This is a genomic window from Mycobacterium sp. (assembly GCF_004298145.1).
GTDB lineage: Bacteria > Actinomycetota > Actinomycetes > Mycobacteriales > Mycobacteriaceae > Mycobacterium.
Genome location: NZ_SCRH01000070.1, coordinates 37,083 through 53,165, shown reverse-complemented (window position 1 = coordinate 53,165; position 16,083 = coordinate 37,083). Strand labels below are relative to the sequence as shown.

Genomic DNA, 16,083 nt, shown 5'->3' with positions numbered 1-16,083 from the left:
ATTCCCCAGTGCCACAACATCCTTCAATGCCCGCTCACGCCATCGCCCCCGCCTACACCGGCCGGCTGTTCACCGCGCCGGTACCGGCGCTGCGGATGCCCGACGAATCGATGGATCCCGACGCCGCCTACCGCTTCATCCACGACGAGCTGATGCTCGACGGCAGTTCGCGGCTGAACCTGGCCACGTTCGTCACCACCTGGATGGACCCCGAGGCCGGCAAGCTCATGGCCGAGACGTTCGACAAGAACATGATCGACAAGGACGAATACCCGGCGACCGCTGCCATCGAGCAGCGCTGCGTGTGCATGGTGGCCGACCTGTTCCACGCCGACGGCCTGAACGACGCCGACCCCTCCAGCGCGTGCGGGGTGTCGACCGTCGGCTCCAGCGAGGCGGTGATGCTGGGCGGCCTGGCCATGAAGTGGCGGTGGCGCCAGAAGATCGGGAAGGACTGGAAGGGCCGCACCCCGAACCTGGTGATGGGGTCCAACGTCCAGGTGGTCTGGGAGAAGTTCTGCCGCTACTTCGACGTCGAGCCCCGCTACCTGCCGATGGAGGAGGGCCGTTACGTCATCACGCCGGAACAGGTCGTCGACGCCGTCGACGAGGACACCATCGGCGTGGTGGCGATCCTGGGCACCACCTACACCGGTGAACTGGAACCCGTCGCCGAGATCTGCGCGGCCCTGGACAAACTGGCCGCCGGCGGCGGTGTGGACGTCCCGGTGCATGTCGACGCCGCCAGTGGCGGGTTCGCGGTGCCCTTCCTGCACCCGGAGCTCAAGTGGGACTTCCGGCTGCCCCGGGTGGTGTCGATCAACGTCAGCGGCCACAAGTACGGGCTCACCTATCCCGGCGTCGGGTTCGTGGTGTGGCGCAGCAAGGAGTATCTGCCCGACGACCTGGTGTTCCGGGTCAACTACCTCGGCGGCGACATGCCGACCTTCACGCTGAACTTCTCCCGGCCCGGCAACCAGGTGGTCGGTCAGTATTACAACTTCCTGCGGCTGGGCCGCGAGGGCTACACCAAGGTCATGCAGGCGCTGTCGGGGACGGCGCGCTGGCTGGGTGAGCAGCTGCGGGTCAGCGAGCACTGCGAGCTGGTTTCCGACGGCTCGGCGATCCCGGTGGTCGCCTTCCGGCTGTCCAAGGATCGCGGCTACACGGAGTTCGATCTCTCCCACGAGCTGCGGACCTACGGCTGGCAGGTGCCCGCCTACACCATGCCGGACAACGCCACCAACATCTCGGTGCTGCGCATCGTGGTGCGCGAGGGGCTCTCCGCCGACCTGGCCCGCGCCCTGCACGACGACGCCGTCTCGGCGCTGAGCTCGCTGGACAAGCTCAGACCGGGCGGGCACTACCAGGCGCAGCACTTCGCGCACTGAGGATCGCCGCGAGACTGCAACCAGCGACGCAAATCGCGAGTAGCGACGTCGGTAGTTGCAGTCTCGCGGTGCATTTTCGGCTTCTGGGACAATGGCGGGCGTGCCCGTTACGCCGATATCCCTGACACCGGGCCTCCTCGCCGAGGCCCTGGTCGACCTGGGCGCCATTGAGCACAACGTGCGGCTGCTGCGCGAGCAGGCCGGCGGCGCGCAGGTGATGGCTGTCGTCAAGGCCGACGGCTACGGCCACGGAGCCGCCCCGACGGCGCGCGCCGCGCTGGCCGCGGGGGCGGCCGAGTTGGGTGTCGCCACCGTCAACGAGGCGCTGGCGCTGCGCGCCGCCGGCATCACCGCACCGGTGCTGGCCTGGCTGCACCCGCCCGGCATCGACTTCGGGCCCGCGCTGATGGCCGACGTTCAGGTCGCCGTGTCCTCGGAGCGCCAGCTCGACGAGCTGCTGGACGCGGTGCGCCGCACCGGCCGGACCGCGACGGTCACCGTCAAGGTCGACACCGGGCTGAATCGCAATGGCGTACCCCCGGCGCAATACCCGTCGATGCTGACCGCGCTGCGCCGCGCCGTTGCCGAGAACACCATCGTGCTGCGCGGACTGATGTCCCACATGGTGTATGCCGACCAACCCGCCAACCCCGTGAACGACCTTCAGGCCCAACGGTTTACCGACATGCTGGTCCAGGCGCGCGACCAGGGGGTGGCCTACGAGGTGGCGCACCTGTCGAACTCGTCGGCCACGATGTCGCGTCCCGACCTGGCCTTCGATATGGTGCGCCCCGGCATCGCGGTTTACGGGCTGAGCCCGGTGCCCGAGCTCGGCGATATGGGTCTGGTCCCGGCCATGACGGTGAAATGCCCTGTGGCATTGGTGAAGTCGATCCGCGCGGGGGAGAGTGTGTCATACGGGCACACCTGGACCGCGCAGCGCGACACCAACCTTGCGCTGCTGCCGATCGGCTACGCCGACGGCATCTTCCGGTCGCTGGGTAACCGGCTGGAGGTGTTGATCAATGGCAGGCGGCGACCGGGCGTCGGTCGGATCTGCATGGACCAGTTCGTCGTCGACCTGGGCCCGGGGCGCACCGATGTGGCCGAGGGCGACGAGGCGATCCTGTTCGGGCCCGGCGGCGACGGGGAGCCCACCGCGCAGGACTGGGCCGACCTGCTCGGCACCATTCACTACGAAGTGGTGACCAGCCCCCGCGGGCGGATCACCAGGACCTACCGCGAGGCGCAAACCGTTGAGCCCTGAGGGAACCCGCAGGCGCCACAAGAGCAGGGCCTGGCTTGCGGGAGGCGCGGGGCTGACCGCCATCGCCACCATCATCGGGGCCTCGGCCCGCCGGTCGATCACCCAACGCGCCACGGCCGAAGACCCTTACGCCCACGAGGATTTCGACAGGCTCGAGGACGACCGCAGCCTGGTGGTCACCACACCCGACGGGGTGCCGCTCGCGGTGAGCGAAGCCGGACCGGCCGACGCGCCGTTGACCCTGGTGTTCGTCCACGGCTTCTGCTTGCAAAGGGGCGCCTTTCATTTCCAGCGGACCCGGCTGCCCGATCAGCTGGGACCGGACGTGCGGATGGTCTTCTACGACCAGCGCGGGCACGGCCGATCCGGCGAGACCGCGCCCGAGACCTACACGCTGACCCAACTCGGCAAGGATCTTCAAACCGTGCTGAACGTGGTGGCGCCGCGCGGAATGATCGTGCTGGTGGGCCACTCGATGGGCGGCATGACGGTGTTGTCGCACGCTCGGCAGTTTCCCGAACAGTACGGGCGCCGCATCGTGGGCGCAGCGCTGATTTCCTCGGCGGCCGAAGGGGTTGCGAGATCCCCACTGGGTGAAATCCTGAAAAACCCTGCGCTGGAAGCGGTCCGGGTCGCCGCGCGGTCGGCGCCGAACCTGATGCACCGCGGCCGCAACGTATCCCGCTCATTGATCGGGCCGGTGCTTCGGGCCGCCTCCTACAGCGACCTGCACGTCAGCCGGAGCCTGGACGCGTTCTCTCAGCGGATGATGAACAGCACACCGATTCCCACCATGGTGGGATTCCTGGACGCTCTGGAAAAACATGACGAAACCGCCGGGCTGTGGACGCTGCTGCGGATCCCGACCCTGATCGCATGCGGGGACCACGACCTGCTCACCCCGGACGAGTATTCACGAAAGATGGCCGCCAGCCTGCCGCGGTCCGAGCTGGTCATCGTCGTCGGCGCGAGTCACCTGGCGCTGCTGGACAAGCCGGAAGCCATCAACGGCGGATTGGTGCGGCTCGTCAGGCGCACCACCCCGACCAAGGCTGCGCTGAGGCTGCGGCGGATACGAGCGAGGCTGCGGCGCCGTGGCCGGCCCTGATGGCGGCACCGCGACGTGCGAACGCGTCGAGGACACGATCGCGTTGGGGTCGCGGCTGGGTGCGCAGCTGCGGGCGGGCGACGTGGTGGTGCTCTCCGGTCCGCTGGGCGCAGGAAAGACCGTGCTGGCCAAGGGAATTGCCGCGGCCATGGATGTCGACGGCCCGATCACCTCGCCGTCCTATGTGTTGGCGCGGGTGCATCCGCCGCGGCGCCCCGGGGCCCCGGCGATGATTCACGTCGACATGTACCGGTTGCTCGACCACACCGGCAACCAGGGCGCCGACCTGCTCGGTGAGCTCGATTCGCTGGACTTGGACAGCGATCTCGACGACGCTGTCGTGGTGGTGGAATGGGGTGCAGGCCTGGTCGAGCGGCTCGCGGAGCGTCACCTCGACATCAGGCTGGAGCGCATCAGCGGATCCGACGTGCGGATCGCGACCTGGCAGTGGGCCGACGGGACCGATTCATGAGCACCCTCGTGCTGGCCCTCGACACCTCCACCCCGGCGGTGACGGCCGGCATCGTGCGGCGCGAGGACCTGTCCGTGCTGGCGCAGCGGGTCACCGTCGATGCCCGGGCCCACGCCGAACGGCTCACCCCGAATGTGGTTGCCGCCCTGGCCGATGCGGGGCTGACGATGGCCGACCTCGACGCCGTCGTGGCGGGCTGCGGTCCGGGGCCGTTCACCGGTCTGCGGGCGGGGATGGCCACCGCCGCCGCCTACGGGCATGCGCTGGGCATCCCGGTGCACGGGGTGTGCAGCCTGGACGCCATCGGCGTGCGAACCACCGGGGACACGCTGGTGGTCACCGACGCCCGCCGGCGCGAGGTCTACTGGGCCCGCTACCGGGACGGGATTCGGACCGGCGGGCCCGGAGTTGACGCCCCCGCCGACGTCGACCCCGGCACCGCGCGGGAGGTGGCCGGCTCACCCGAACACGCGGCGGTGTTCGGCCTGCCGGTGTGCGAGCCCGTTTATCCGACCCCGGCCGGACTTGTTGCCGCGGTGGGTGATTGGTCCGATGAGCCGGCGCCGCTGGTGGCCCTGTATCTGCGTCGGCCCGACGCCAAACCGTTGGCGACGCGGCAATGATCGCCGAGCCCGTGACCGTCGGCGCGTTGACGCGGGCCGACGCGCAGCGGTGCGCCGAGCTGGAGGCGCAGCTCTTCGACGGCGACGACCCGTGGCCGGTCGCGGCGTTCAACCGGGAATTGGCCAGCGCCCACAACCATTACGTGGGCGCGCGCGCCGGCGAAACGCTGGTCGGCTATGCCGGTATCATGCGGTTGGGCCGCACACCCCCCTACGAGCACGAGGTCCACACCATCGGCGTGGACCCCGACTACCAGGGGCAGGGCATCGGCCGCCGGTTGCTCGACGAGCTGCTGACGTTCGCCGACGGCGGTGTCGTGTACCTGGAAGTGCGCACCGACAACGCGGCGGCCATCGGGTTGTATCGCAGCGTCGGGTTCGAGCAGATCGGCCTGCGCCGGCGCTATTACCGCGTCAGCGGCGCGGACGCGTACACCATGCGGCGGGTGGGGGCACCTCCCGCTTGCGGGGGAGCGCCGTGATGATCCGCGCCGGCGACAATAAAGAAATGAGCCATGAGGTGGAGCGGCGCGCATGACCGTGGTCTTGGCCATCGAAACCTCGTGCGACGAAACGGGAGTCGGTATCGCGCGGCTGGATACCGACGGCACCGTCACGCTGTTGGCCGACGAGGTGGCGTCCAGCGTCGACGAGCACGTGCGGTTCGGGGGCGTGGTCCCCGAGATCGCCTCGCGCGCGCACCTGGAGGCGCTGGGGCCGGCTATGCGCCGCGCGCTGTCGACCGCCGGCCTGGACCGGCCCGACATCGTCGCGGCCACCATCGGGCCGGGGCTGGCCGGCGCTCTGTTGGTGGGAGTTGCTGCGGCCAAAGCGTATTCGGCCGCCTGGGGCGTGCCGTTCTATGCGGTGAACCATCTGGGCGGCCACCTGGCCGCCGACGTCTACGAGCACGGGCCGCTGCCCGAGTGCGTGGCGCTGCTGGTCTCCGGCGGTCACACCCACCTGTTGCATGTGCGTTCGCTCGGCGAGCCGATCGTCGAGCTGGGCAGCACCGTCGACGATGCGGCCGGCGAGGCGTACGACAAGGTGGCGCGGCTGCTGGGGCTGGGCTATCCGGGCGGCAAGGTCCTCGACGAGTTGGCCCGCACCGGTGACCGCGACGCGGTCGCGTTCCCGCGCGGCATGACCGGGCCGCGCGATGACCCGTACGCGTTCAGCTTCTCCGGCCTCAAAACGGCCGTGGCCCGGTACCTGGAGAGCCACCCGGATGCGGTGAACGCCGATGTCGCCGCCGGGTTCTCCGAAGCCGTGGCCGACGTCCTGACCCGCAAGGCCGTGCGCGCCGCGACGGACCTCGGCGTCTCGACGTTGCTGATCGCGGGGGGAGTGGCCGCGAATTCGCGGTTGCGCGAGCTGGCGGAGCAGCGCTGCACGACGGCCGGGCTGACCCTGCGCATCCCCCGGCCCCGGCTGTGCACCGACAACGGCGCGATGATCGCCTCGTTCGCCGCGCACCTGGTGGCCGCCGGGCTGCCGCCCTCCCCGCTGGATGTCCCCAGTGACCCGGGCCTGCCGGTGGTGAAAGCCCAGGTCAGCTGATCGCTCACGGCGAACATGCGGGAAGCAGCAGGGTGCCCTTGAGTGCTAGCACTCCCGTGTATAGAGTGCTAGGTGGCAATCGGCCACGCCCTGCGTCGGCACCCGCGACGACGGCGCTCGGTCATGGACGAATGCCGAACACCTGATAATTCGGCAGGTTCCGGGGCCAGCCCCGGGCCGGCCGTCAACTCCGGTCCGGGCACGTCCCGGACCCGACCCCACACAGCCGGGGCGAAGGTCCCGGCCCGAGCAAACACTGGAGGGCTCCAATCGTGGCGAAGGTGAACATCAAGCCACTCGAGGACAAGATTCTCGTGCAGGCCAACGAGGCCGAGACCACGACCGCGTCCGGTCTGGTCATTCCCGACACCGCCAAGGAGAAGCCGCAGGAAGGCACCGTCGTCGCAGTCGGCCCCGGCCGGTGGGACGAAGACGGTGAGAAGCGCATCCCGCTGGACGTCTCGGAAGGCGACACCGTCATCTACAGCAAGTACGGCGGCACCGAGATCAAGTACAACGGCGAGGAGTACCTGATCCTGTCGGCACGCGACGTGCTGGCTGTCGTCTCCAAGTAAGAACCGTGTCCCGCCCCGGCGATCCCCGCGTCCGCGCGGGTGATTTCCGGGGCGGCATGCGTTTGGCGGATTTGAATTGCCCGGCTCCTCAGCAGGACGGTTACCCGTCCTCCCTCGTCGCCGGGCGGAAGGAGCCTGATGAGCAAGATTATTGAGTACGACGAAACGGCGCGCCGCGCCATCGAGGCGGGCGTGAACACGCTCGCCGACGCGGTACGGGTGACGCTGGGGCCGCGGGGCCGGCATGTGGTGCTGGCCAAGGCATTCGGCGGGCCGGCGGTCACCAACGACGGTGTCACCGTCGCCCGCGAGATCGACCTGGAAGACCCGTTCGAGAACCTGGGCGCCCAGCTGGTGAAGTCGGTGGCGACCAAGACCAACGACGTCGCCGGCGACGGCACCACCACGGCCACCGTGCTGGCCCAGGCGCTGGTCAAGGGCGGCCTGCGCCTCGTGGCGGCCGGCGCCAACCCCATCGAACTCGGTGCGGGAATTTCCAAGGCCGCCGACGCGGTGTCCGAGGCGCTGCTGGCGTCGGCCACCCCGGTCTCCGGCAAGGAAGCGATCGCACAGGTGGCGACCGTGTCGTCGCGCGACCAACTCCTCGGTGAGCTGGTCGGTGAGGCGATGACCAAGGTCGGCACCGACGGCGTGGTCAGCGTCGAAGAATCCTCCACGCTGAACACCGAACTCGAGTTCACCGAGGGTGTCGGGTTCGACAAGGGCTTCTTGTCGGCGTATTTCGTGACCGACTTCGATTCCCAGCAGGCCGTGCTGGACGACCCCGTCATCCTGTTGCACCAGGACAAGATCAGCTCGCTGCCCGACCTGCTGCCCATGCTGGAAAAGGTCGCCGAATCGGGCAAGCCGCTGCTGATCATCGCCGAGGACATCGAGGGTGAGCCGCTGGCGACACTCGTCGTCAACTCCATCCGCAAGACGCTCAAGGCCGTCGCGGTCAAGGCGCCGTTCTTCGGCGACCGCCGCAAGGCGTTCCTCGAGGATCTGGCGGTCGTGACGGGCGGGCAGGTGATCAACCCCGACGCCGGCCTGCTGCTGCGCGAGGTCGGCACCGACGTGCTGGGTTCGGCTCGCCGCGTGGTGGTCAGCAAGGACGACACCGTCATCGTCGACGGCGGCGGCACCAAGGACGCGGTGGCCAACCGCATCAAGCAGTTGCGCGCCGAGATCGAGGCGAGCGACTCCGATTGGGACCGCGAGAAGTTGCAGGAGCGGCTGGCCAAGCTGGCCGGCGGCGTCGCCGTGATCCAGGTGGGCGCCGCCACCGAGACCGCGCTCAAAGAACGCAAGGAAAGCGTCGAGGATGCCGTCGCGGCCGCCAAGGCCGCCGTCGAGGAAGGCATCGTCGCCGGCGGCGGCTCGGCCCTGCTGCAGACCCGCGAGGCGCTGGAAAAGCTGCGCGGTTCGCTGACCGGCGATCAGGCACTCGGCGTCGGCGTCTTCTCCGAGGCATTGGCGGCGCCGCTGTACTGGATTGCCACGAACGCCGGGCTCGATGGCGCGGTCGCGGTGCACAAGGTGACCGAGCTGCCCAACGGGCATGGCCTGAACGCGGACAAGCTCACCTACGGTGACTTGATCGCCGACGGCGTCATCGACCCGGTCAAGGTCACCCGCTCGGCGGTGCTCAACGCGGCGTCGGTGGCGCGGATGGTGCTGACCACCGAAACGGCGATCGTCGAGAAGCCCGCCGACGACCACGACGACCACGGCCATGGGCACCACCACCATCACTGAGTGAACAACGACAAAGCGCCCCTGGCTCGAAAGACCGGGGGCGCTTTGTTTGTTTGCTGACAGCGCCCACGAGCCGCGGTTCGCGATTACGGTCGCGGCATGGAGCGCATTTGGCAGTGGGCGTGGGATCGACACGGCGCGAGGTTTTCGTGGGCGGCCTTCGCAATCACTGTCGTCCTGGGGGCGCCGACCTTCCTCGGTTGGGCGTTCGTCGTCGTCGCCTTTCAGAAGTCCGATCGCTACGTCGAGGCGGCCGCCGTCACCGTGGGCGGAATGCTGCTCCTGCAGTACCTGGTGGTTCTTCCCGGCCTCGGTGGTCTCCGCCTTGCCGAGCAGTGGGCGGCCGGCCGCGAAGTCGATGCGGCGAAGGCGCTGGACGAGACCTACACGTACGCGCGCGGGGCGGCCGCCCGGGCCGTGGGGGTCACCGCAGTCTGGGCCGCGCTGCTGTTCGCCGGTGTCGGCGCGATCGCCGGGGCAAGCGGGTTGCCGTTGGTTCAGTTCGCGGCCCTGGGCGCCGTCATTGGAGGTATCGCCCAGCTGGCCTCCGTGCACAGCTATGTGGAAGGGGCGCTGCGGCCGGTTCGCGCCGCGATCGCCGGCGGCACCGGGATCGGTGACTCCCTGCCCCGCTCTCGACCGACTTTCGCCGCCTGGGCGAACGTGTCCATGCTGTCGGTCGCGTTCACGAACGCCGTCACCGCCGCGATGGTGGCGATTGTGTTCGCCCGGGTCGTTGACGCTCCGCTGTTGTCCATCGGAATCGCGTGCGTGCTGCTGGTCGGCTTCACCCTGCCGGTCAGTGTCGGCGCCATCTTCGCACCGTCCCTGCGGCCGATCCGCGACCTCGCCGAGGGAACGGAACGTGTCGCGGTAGGCGACTACAGCCAGCGCCTGCCGGTGGTTCAGGACGACGACCTGGGCGCGCTCGCGGCGTTGTTCAATCGGATGCAGGCGGGTTTGGCTGAGCGACAACGACTCCAGGGCGCGTTCGGGACCTATGTCGATCCGGCGCTGGCGGCCCGGCTGCTCGAGCAGGGTGACGATGTCTTCAGCGGGGAGCGTCGCGAGGTGACGGTGATGTTCGTCGACATCCGCGACTTCACCCCGTTCGCCGAAGCGAGCACCGCCGAGGACACCGTCGCGCGCCTCAACGCCTTGTTCGAGATCGTGGTGCCTGCTGTCGTCGACACCGGTGGGCACGTCAACAAGTTCCTCGGCGACGGCGCACTGGCCGTCTTCGGCGCCCCGAATGATCTCGAAAATCACGCCGACGCGGCGGTGAGCGCCGCGGTGCTGATCCATTGCCTCGTTGCCGAGCGCTTCGATAACGCGCTTCGTATCGGCATTGGCATCAACACCGGCAAGGTGATCGCCGGAACCATCGGCGGCGGAGGCAAGCTCGAGTTCGCCCTGATCGGTGACACCGTCAACGTCGCCGCCCGCGTCGAGCAGCTCACTAAGACGACCGGTGACGCGATCCTTCTCACCGACCAGACCGTCGACGCCTTCGCTTGTCGACCGGCCGGACTCGTCGACCGGGGATCACATGAGCTGAAAGGCAAGTCAGCCGCGGTGAGGGTCTTCGGACTCGACCCGGCGACCACTGGTTGACGGCTGACATTTACCCGTGCGCGCCCAGGAGGATTGCGATGAAGACTGGTGTCAAGGCGACCGCCACGGCACTGATCGGGTTTGTCGTCTTTGTCGTGCTGCTGTTCGTCCCGGCCGGGACCTTCCACTACTGGCAGGCGTGGTTGTTCATCGCCGTCTTCTCGGTCTCCACCTTGCTGCCGGCCGCGTACTTGATCCGGAAGAACCCGGTCGCCCTGGAACGACGGATGCGTGCGGGACCGTCGGCGGAAACGAGGACGGTGCAGAAGATCGTCATTGGTGTCGCGGGGTTCTCGGCGATGGGGCAGCTGGTGTTGTGCGCGCTCGACCATCGGTTCGGCTGGTCCGCGGTGCCCGCGGCGGTTTCGGCGGCCGGCAATGTGTTGGTATCGGCCGGTCTCGGCATCGCGCTGCTGGCGCTCATACAGAACAGTTACGCGGCAGCCAACATCACCGTTGAGCCGGGCCAGAAGCCGGTGTCGACGGGTCTCTACGGAATCGTTCGGCATCCGATGTACCTCGGCAACCTAGTCATGATGGTGGGCATCCCGCTCGCCCTCGGCTCGTACTGGGGCCTGCTGATCCTGGTTCCCGGAGTTCTCGTGCTGGCCATCCGAATCCTCGACGAGGAGACGATGCTCGAGCACGAGCTGGACGGCTACCGTGACTACGCGCGCAAGGTCCGTTACCGATTGATGCCCTATATCTGGTGAACAGCGCGAGGGAGGTGAACTTGGTGTGCGTCCGTACCGTCATTTCGGTATGGGCGCTTCCGAATCCAGTCGTGCCACGGTCACGGTGGACCGGGCCGGCATCGTCCATCAGTGGGGTGCTGCAGTCACGGAGGTCGTGGGCCATTCAGCGGATGACACGCTCGGCCGGAACCTCAATGTCATCATCCCGCCCGCACTTCGGGCCCTGCACTGGTGGGGCTTTGACCGGGCGATGAAGCGCGGCCGAATGAGTCGCGGGAAACTCACCGTTCCGGCTCTTCGCAACGACGGGCGGATTGTCGTTGCTCACGCGACTATTGAGTTGATACCCGGCAGGGGCGGCGGTACCGATGGCGCCGTGGTCACCTTCGTCGGTGTTGGCGCTCCGTGGCAAGGGACGGCGTGGCGGGCAGCGCTCGCACCGATCGACCTCGCGCATCGGATCTGGCAACGAGCCCGCGCTGAACACTAAGACCGCGCCGCACCTGCTGAACGGTGGCGTGACCCGACTCGGTGAACCATCGAACGCCGCCGTGCGTGACACAAGGTATGGCCGCCCAACGGCCCGGGGCGGAAATGGACCCGGATGCGATGTGGTCGCCGGCGTTGGCGCGCGGGCTGATCCGCGACGACGTCATGCGCGTGATGCGCTGTTGCGATGGCTACACCGACCTGCTCGGCCCGAGCGCGCCGCCGCGGTACAACATTGCGCAGCGTGTGATGCGGGGCCTGCACGGGATGTCCATACCCGTTGAGCGCAACCGCGCTGCCACCGCCCTGCGTTTGGTCGGCGAGCAGCGGGTGCTCGATGTGGCTTGCGGCCCAGGTGATTTCACCGGTCTATTCGCGGACGGGCTCAAGGGGGATGGCTTCGTCATCGGGTTGGACCATTCGGTGGCGATGATGGAGCGCGCCGTCCATGACAACAGCCGCGCTCGGGCTGTCTACATGCGCGCCGACACGCTCCGGCTTCCGTTCAGCGATGGCGTCTTCGACGCGGTGTGCTGCTTTGCCGCTTTGCACCTCATGCCGGAGCCGTTCGCCGTGCTCCACGAGATGGTTCGGGTGCTCTCGCCTGGCGGAATGATCGCGGTGACGACAAGCTACGGTCGTGAATCGGTCCTGGTGCGGAAGGCGATCGAAATCGGTGCCACGATCTGCGGGGTGCGTGTCTTCGACCGCACCACCATCCCGGCCTTCCTCGCAGCGGCTGGACTGATCGACATCGACCAGCAGCTGCGCGGAATCTCCCAGCTTGTGATCGCACGCCGGCCCGATCGGGTCACCGACATCCAGCCTTGGCACACCCCGTCGGCCGCGGGGATCGGCCGGAGGTCGTTGGGGACGCGATGACGAAACCCATGCGCGGCGGCGTCCGGCTATGCGGGGTCAGCAAGACCTACGGCGCGGGCGCGGCTGCGGTTCACGCGCTTCGCGACATCGATCTCGATATCCCTGCCGGCGAGTTCGTGGCAATCCTGGGTCCAAGCGGTTCGGGCAAGACCACGCTGCTCAACGTGATCGGCGGCATCGAATCCGCCGACTGTGGCGCGATCGTGGTAGCGGGGCAGGATATTTCGGGACGCAGACCGCGCGATCTGGGCGCGTTCCGCCGCGCACATGTCGGTTTCGTGTTCCAGTTCTTCAATCTGATCCCCACCCTGACCGCCTACGAGAACGTGCAGGCGCTGATCGAACTCACCGGCCGCGGCAACCGTCGCAGCGTTTCAGATCTGCTCGCCGCTGTGGGCTTGTCGGATCGCGCGCGTCACTTCCCCGCGCAGCTGTCGGGCGGCGAACAGCAGCGCGTCTCGATCGCCCGGGCGCTGGCCACCGACCCCGACCTGGTGCTTGCGGATGAGCCGGCCGGCGCGTTGGACGTAGCGACCGGGCGTCGCGTTCTGCAGCTGCTGCAGCGGACCAGCCGCGCCGGACGCGGCGTGATCGTGGTGACGCACAACGAGGCCGTCGCCGACGTCGCCGATCACGTCATCAGGATGCGCGACGGCGCAATCGTTTCCGCCGACCGCAACGCACTGCCGGCCGATGCCGCAACGATCCGGTGGTGACGAGTTGTGATGCGTAGTGCCTTGAGCAAGAAGGCCCGACGCGACCTGCGACGGCGGCTGCCCCAGGCGAGCGCCATCGGCATGATGGTGATGTTAGGGGTGCTGCTGTACGTCGTCAGCTACGATTCCTTCCGTAACGTGCAGGCGTCGTACGACCGCACCTATGCCAGAACGCATTTCGCCGATCTGACCGTCACAGGCGGCGACCCGGACACCATCGCCGCGGCGATCGGCGACAGCGGGGGTGTCGTGCGCGTCGCCACCCGCACGCAGGCGGACCAACCGATGACGATCGGAGCCACCAAACTCGTCGGACGGGTCGTCGGAATACCGCCGGTAGGCCATACCGAAATCAACAAAATCGATGTCATCGCAGGGGCATTCCCCGACCCCGCACGCGACGACCAGGTTGTCGTCGAACGGCACACCGCGCGCACCTTCGGCCTCGTCCCCGGCGGCCGTCTGAAAGTGTTCGACGGCACCAGGTGGCACGACTTGACCATTGCAGGCGTCGCGCAATCGCCGGAATATCTCTGGCCGGCGCGGAACCGCCAAGACATCCTCGGCGATCCCCATGCGTTTGCCGTGGTATTCGCACCCGAACCGCTCGCCCGGACGCTGGCGGCGCGCATCGAGCCGAACCAGACGTTGATCGAAATGACCGGCGCCGCAACGCAACCCGTCCGTGAGCGCGTCACCAGACTGCTCGGTTCGGCGGGCGCCGTGGATATCGAGGACCGCGCCGATCAACCGTCCAATGCCGCGTTGCGTGAAAACTTCAACGGCTTCAGGGTCATGGCGATCGGGTTTCCCGCGTTGTTCCTGACCGCCGCGGCGATCGCAGAGTACGTGCTCATCACTCGCCTCATCCGCACCGAACGGGCGATCGTCGGCACCCTCCTCGCCCTGGGGGCGCGCCGCGGCGCCGTCGTCCGGCACTACGTGTGGTACGGCTCGGTCGTCGCCACAGTCGGCGCGCTGGCCGGGATCGTCGCCGCGGCACCGGCCACCACCGCCTACACCCATGTCTATGCGTCCTTGCTGAACTTGCCCGACACCGTGATCGGGCACCGAATGCCCACCGCCGTCATCGGTTTCGTCCTCGGGCTGGCCACCGGGGCGATCGGCGGACTCGCCCCCGCGATCGGTGCCGCCCGGGCTGCGCCGGCCGAAGCGATGCGCGGCGACTTCAACCCGCTCCGCACAGGTCCGCTCGTCCGACTGTCCGCGCGGTGGACGCTGTTGCCCGTCGTGGTGCGGATGGCGTTGCGCTCCCTGACCCGCAGTCGACGCCGCACCATCGCCACCATGGTCGGTGGTGTGCTGGCCCTGGTTCTGATCCTGGCGTCGGCCGGCATGCTCACCAGTGTTCGAGCGATGCTCGCCATCGAGTTTGGCGATATCCAGCGTCAGGACGCGACGGTCCTCGTCGCGAGGGGCGCGAATGATGTTGGGGCACAGTTGAAATCAATTCCCGGCGTCGCCGTCGCGGAGCCGGCAACCATTGAACGGATTGGTGTCGCCGCAAATGGGCGCGCCTACCCGACCACGCTCACCGGCCTGGAACCCGCCACGGTGATGCACGGATTCCACACGCCCGGCGGCACGCTGCCACCCGACGGCGTCCTCGCCGGCGCCGCGCTCGCGGACAGACTCGGCGTGCGCGTCGGCGACGAAATAACCGTCATTCCTGCGACGGCACCGCCCACGCGGGTTCGCCTGGCCGGATTGCTGGACGAACCGTTGGGCACCGCGTTGTATGCGACGAATCCTGCTGCGCGGTCGATCACCAACGCCGAACCCGGCGGGTACCTACTCCGCTTCGGCGCCGGCGTCGATCGCGATCGGGTGCGCGCAGCCGCCACGGGCCTCACCGGGGTGGTCGCCTACACCGACACCCGCGCCGTCGAGAACCAGCTCGACAACTTCCTGGTCATATTCTGGGCGTTCGCGGGCGCAATGCTGGTGCTGGGTGCGTTGCTCGCATTCACCGTCATCTACGTGACCATGAGCGTCAACCTGGCCGAGCGGACGGGCGAGCTTGCCACCCTTCGGGCGGCCGGCGCACCCGTCCGGCGACTTACCGCCGCCCTGGCGATGGAAAACGTCGCTGCCACTCTGCTGGCCGTTCCGATCGGCCTCGCCGCTGGGGTCGCCGCCGGCTGGCTGTTTTTGCGCTCGTTCAACAACGACCTGTTCAGCCTGCACTTGTCCATCGGACCCGCGGCGCTGATCCTCGCCACCGGCGCCGTCACGGCGGCCGCTGCGTTCTCGCAGCTACCTGCGGCCCGGCTGATCGAACGCATCGACGTGGCCAGGGTTGTCAGGGAGCGTGGGCAATAGCTCTGTCGCGCCCAGCAACTGCGAATGGGCCCGCACGATACGTGCCCACGACAGCTTAAACCACGGCGTGAAAGTCTTTGGAGCACAAGTGATCTCGGCCTGAAGCGCCCCCGGTGTGACGTAGCGCCACGCCGCGATCTCGGTGACGTTTTCCCGTGGTCGTTGGGCGCTGCGCCCTGCGTAGACCCAGCAGAGTTCGTGCTCAGCGCCCTGCTCGTCGTACTGCGCCCGGTAGCGGAACTTGAAGAGAAACTCGAACTCTGCGGAAAGGCCGAATTCCTCCAGCAGGCGACGGCGGATGGCGTCGTCCATTGCCTCACCGCGGCGGGGGTGCGAGCAGCAGGTGTTGGACCAGTAGCCCGGCCACAGGCGTTTGCCCTGCGCGCGCTGCTGCACGAGCAGTTCGCCCGTGGGTTTGAACACGAACAGCGAGAAGGCGCGGTGCAGCTTTCCGCGGCCGGCGTGCGCATCGCCCTTGGCCAGGAAGCCGATCTCGCGGTCATCGCCGTCCACCAAAATCAGCTGCTCGTCGTTGTTGGAGACGATGCGGTTATCTGGTTGTGGGCTGTCCACATCGCACCTTCGCATTT

General features: G+C 68.2%; 16 protein-coding genes. 15 read left to right on the top strand and 1 reads right to left on the bottom strand.

Going from position 1 to position 16,083, the window contains the following annotated elements:
- Positions 1-26: 26 nt before the first annotated feature.
- The 15 genes from EPN51_RS27695 to EPN51_RS27625 all read left to right on the top strand — a co-directional run bounded on the left by EPN51_RS27695 (position 27) and on the right by EPN51_RS27625 (position 15,493).
- Positions 27-1,391, top strand: a complete 1,365-nt coding sequence (locus EPN51_RS27695) for a glutamate decarboxylase (RefSeq protein WP_293049075.1) — start codon at positions 27-29, stop codon at positions 1,389-1,391.
- A 100-nt stretch (positions 1,392-1,491) separates the two neighbouring features.
- On the top strand, positions 1,492-2,658 hold the full coding sequence (gene alr, locus EPN51_RS27690; RefSeq protein WP_293049074.1) for an alanine racemase: 1,167 nt from the start codon (positions 1,492-1,494) through the stop codon (positions 2,656-2,658).
- A gap of 52 nt (positions 2,659-2,710) precedes the next feature.
- Positions 2,711-3,766 (top strand): alpha/beta hydrolase, encoded by a 1,056-nt coding sequence (locus EPN51_RS27685; RefSeq protein ID WP_293049145.1) that lies wholly within the window; start codon positions 2,711-2,713, stop codon positions 3,764-3,766.
- Positions 3,753-4,238, top strand: a complete 486-nt coding sequence (locus EPN51_RS27680) for a tRNA (adenosine(37)-N6)-threonylcarbamoyltransferase complex ATPase subunit type 1 TsaE (protein ID WP_293049073.1) — start codon at positions 3,753-3,755, stop codon at positions 4,236-4,238. The genes EPN51_RS27685 and EPN51_RS27680 overlap by 14 nt, the downstream gene beginning before the upstream one ends.
- The gene (gene tsaB, locus EPN51_RS27675; protein WP_293049072.1) at positions 4,235-4,861 is read left to right on the top strand and encodes a tRNA (adenosine(37)-N6)-threonylcarbamoyltransferase complex dimerization subunit type 1 TsaB; all 627 of its coding nucleotides are present in this window, start codon (positions 4,235-4,237) and stop codon (positions 4,859-4,861) included. The genes EPN51_RS27680 and tsaB overlap by 4 nt, the downstream gene beginning before the upstream one ends.
- Complete coding sequence (gene rimI, locus EPN51_RS27670; protein WP_293049071.1) at positions 4,858-5,343, top strand: ribosomal protein S18-alanine N-acetyltransferase; 486 nt, start codon at positions 4,858-4,860, stop codon at positions 5,341-5,343. The genes tsaB and rimI overlap by 4 nt, the downstream gene beginning before the upstream one ends.
- Positions 5,344-5,395: 52 nt before the next feature.
- The gene (gene tsaD / locus EPN51_RS27665; protein ID WP_293049070.1) at positions 5,396-6,421 is read left to right on the top strand and encodes a tRNA (adenosine(37)-N6)-threonylcarbamoyltransferase complex transferase subunit TsaD; all 1,026 of its coding nucleotides are present in this window, start codon (positions 5,396-5,398) and stop codon (positions 6,419-6,421) included.
- Positions 6,422-6,693: 272 nt separating this feature from the next.
- Entirely contained in the window at positions 6,694-6,996 is a 303-nt protein-coding gene (gene groES / locus EPN51_RS27660) for a co-chaperone GroES (RefSeq protein WP_007167930.1), read from the top strand.
- A gap of 138 nt (positions 6,997-7,134) precedes the next feature.
- Complete coding sequence (gene groL / locus EPN51_RS27655; protein WP_293049069.1) at positions 7,135-8,754, top strand: chaperonin GroEL; 1,620 nt, start codon at positions 7,135-7,137, stop codon at positions 8,752-8,754.
- A 99-nt stretch (positions 8,755-8,853) separates the two neighbouring features.
- A complete protein-coding gene (locus EPN51_RS27650; protein ID WP_293049068.1) occupies positions 8,854-10,368 on the top strand; it encodes an adenylate/guanylate cyclase domain-containing protein in 1,515 nt (504 codons plus the stop codon).
- Between the two features lie 38 nt (positions 10,369-10,406).
- Positions 10,407-11,081 carry an isoprenylcysteine carboxylmethyltransferase family protein gene (locus EPN51_RS27645; protein ID WP_293049067.1) on the top strand — a complete coding sequence of 225 codons (675 nt, stop codon included), beginning with the start codon at positions 10,407-10,409 and terminating at the stop codon, positions 11,079-11,081.
- 49 nt (positions 11,082-11,130) lie between these two features.
- Positions 11,131-11,553 (top strand): PAS domain S-box protein, encoded by a 423-nt coding sequence (locus EPN51_RS27640; RefSeq protein WP_293049066.1) that lies wholly within the window; start codon positions 11,131-11,133, stop codon positions 11,551-11,553.
- A 65-nt stretch (positions 11,554-11,618) separates the two neighbouring features.
- Positions 11,619-12,434 (top strand): methyltransferase domain-containing protein, encoded by an 816-nt coding sequence (locus tag EPN51_RS27635; RefSeq protein WP_293049065.1) that lies wholly within the window; start codon positions 11,619-11,621, stop codon positions 12,432-12,434.
- The gene (locus EPN51_RS27630; RefSeq protein ID WP_293049064.1) at positions 12,431-13,150 is read left to right on the top strand and encodes an ABC transporter ATP-binding protein; all 720 of its coding nucleotides are present in this window, start codon (positions 12,431-12,433) and stop codon (positions 13,148-13,150) included. The genes EPN51_RS27635 and EPN51_RS27630 overlap by 4 nt, the downstream gene beginning before the upstream one ends.
- A 9-nt stretch (positions 13,151-13,159) precedes the next feature.
- Positions 13,160-15,493: an ABC transporter permease gene (locus tag EPN51_RS27625; RefSeq protein ID WP_293049063.1), complete on the top strand. Its 2,334-nt coding sequence runs from the start codon at positions 13,160-13,162 to the stop codon at positions 15,491-15,493.
- Here the strand turns inward: EPN51_RS27625 and idi are convergent.
- Positions 15,428-16,066 (bottom strand): isopentenyl-diphosphate Delta-isomerase, encoded by a 639-nt coding sequence (gene idi / locus EPN51_RS27620; RefSeq protein WP_293049062.1) that lies wholly within the window; start codon positions 16,064-16,066, stop codon positions 15,428-15,430. The two genes, EPN51_RS27625 and idi, sit on opposite strands and share 66 nt — an antisense overlap.
- Between the last annotated feature and the right edge of the window lie 17 nt (positions 16,067-16,083).

Coding starts and splice junctions, on each gene's coding strand:
- EPN51_RS27645 (WP_293049067.1), top strand. CDS start 10,407: ATGAAGACTGGTGTCAAGGCGACCGCCACGGCACTGATCGGGTTTGTC.
- tsaD (WP_293049070.1), top strand. CDS start 5,396: ATGACCGTGGTCTTGGCCATCGAAACCTCGTGCGACGAAACGGGAGTC.
- EPN51_RS27695 (WP_293049075.1), top strand. CDS start 27: ATGCCCGCTCACGCCATCGCCCCCGCCTACACCGGCCGGCTGTTCACC.
- EPN51_RS27650 (WP_293049068.1), top strand. CDS start 8,854: ATGGAGCGCATTTGGCAGTGGGCGTGGGATCGACACGGCGCGAGGTTT.
- EPN51_RS27625 (WP_293049063.1), top strand. CDS start 13,160: ATGCGTAGTGCCTTGAGCAAGAAGGCCCGACGCGACCTGCGACGGCGG.
- EPN51_RS27640 (WP_293049066.1), top strand. CDS start 11,131: ATGGGCGCTTCCGAATCCAGTCGTGCCACGGTCACGGTGGACCGGGCC.
- groL (WP_293049069.1), top strand. CDS start 7,135: ATGAGCAAGATTATTGAGTACGACGAAACGGCGCGCCGCGCCATCGAG.
- tsaB (WP_293049072.1), top strand. CDS start 4,235: ATGAGCACCCTCGTGCTGGCCCTCGACACCTCCACCCCGGCGGTGACG.
- rimI (WP_293049071.1), top strand. CDS start 4,858: ATGATCGCCGAGCCCGTGACCGTCGGCGCGTTGACGCGGGCCGACGCG.
- EPN51_RS27630 (WP_293049064.1), top strand. CDS start 12,431: ATGACGAAACCCATGCGCGGCGGCGTCCGGCTATGCGGGGTCAGCAAG.